Origin of the sequence: Mesorhizobium sp. B1-1-5 (genome assembly GCF_006443065.1) — a bacterium.
In the GTDB taxonomy this organism is placed as follows: domain Bacteria; phylum Pseudomonadota; class Alphaproteobacteria; order Rhizobiales; family Rhizobiaceae; genus Mesorhizobium.
Map to the genome: position 1 here is coordinate 1 of NZ_VFWS01000476.1, position 1,251 is coordinate 1,251.

The window sequence follows — 1,251 nt, forward strand, 5'->3', positions numbered from 1 at the left end:
GCCCGTCCGTCAGCCACAGCAGTACCGCGCCGATCAGCGGCGCGGCGATCAGCTTCTGCCGCAGGGTGCGCGCGCCCGAAAGCATGGCGAGCGCCGGCACGGCAAGGCCGACGAAACCGATGACGCCGATCTGCGCCGCGACCGTCGTTGCCATCCATACCGCAAGAGCGATGATGAGAAAGCGGCTGGTGTGGCGGGCAACGCCAAGGCCGCGAGCCGAGGCGTCGTCGAGGCCAAGGATGGTCAGCGGCCGCAGCAGCATCAGCGCCGCGGCGGCGCCGGCCGCCAGCCTGATCGTCAGCGCGATGGCCGGTCGCCAATCCTGCTGCACCAGCGACCCGCCGCCCCAGATGAACAGCGAGAACAGGTAGTCGCCATTGGCGAGGATCAGCGCGGCGCTGACGGAACTCGCGGTCAGCGCCACCATCATTCCGGCGAGCACGACCGACACCGGCTCCAGCCCGCGCCGCCAGGTCAACGCCAGCACCAGCAGCACAGCGGCGGTGCCGCCGGCAAAGGCCACCAGCCCTTGCGATCGCTCCATCAGCAACGGCGCGTAAAGCGAGGCGAGCGTCATCGCCAGTTGCGCGCCGCCCGAAATGCCGAGCGTCGATGGTTCCGCCAGCGGATTGCGCAGCACATGCTGCAACAGCAGGCCGGACAGGCCGAGCACGGCGCCCGCCAGCACCGCTACGACGGCGCGCGGCAGCGAGCTGTAGAACAGGATGACATGCTGGAGATCGCCCGGCACCGATGCCGGCTGCTGCATGCCGACGCGCCATGCGAACAAGAGTGTGGCCAGCCCCGCGAGCAGGCCCCACAGGATGATGGGCGACCGCGCGCCGCCGATGGTGCGGTGAGGCATCTCGCTCCGGGCCATGGCGCGCTCCGTCACGAAGCATGACCCGCAAGCGCCGCCGTCGCCAGCCGCGCGAAGCGGCGCGCCGACGGCAGGCAGCCGAAATGGTTGATCGCTTCGAGCACCGCGACGCGGCCTTTGCTCACGGCCGGCAGCGCGTTCCACAACGCATTGGTGGGAAGCGAGCGCCCGACATCCGCCGGCAAGGGCGAGACGATCAGGATGGAGGCCTCGGGCACCCGCGCCAGCGCCTCCAGGCCAACGGGTGCTGCCGCGCTGTAACTTGTCTCTTCGGACCAGGCATTGACCAGGCCGAGCCGTGTGAGCACGTCACCGAACATGGAGTCGCGGCCGAAGGCGCGGAAGTGCCTGGAATCGCCGAGGCTGCTGAC

The 1,251-nt window shown here is 69.9% G+C and carries 2 protein-coding genes; both read right to left on the reverse strand.

The genetic code is table 11. The features are described from left to right. Window positions 1-880, reverse strand: an 880-nt coding sequence (locus FJ980_RS32510; RefSeq protein ID WP_140547549.1) for an iron chelate uptake ABC transporter family permease subunit, incomplete at its 3' end; no start/stop codon positions are given. 11 nt (window positions 881-891) lie between these two features. Continuing rightward, on the reverse strand, window positions 892-1,251 hold a 360-nt coding region (locus FJ980_RS32515), incomplete at its 5' end, for an ABC transporter substrate-binding protein (protein ID WP_348640674.1).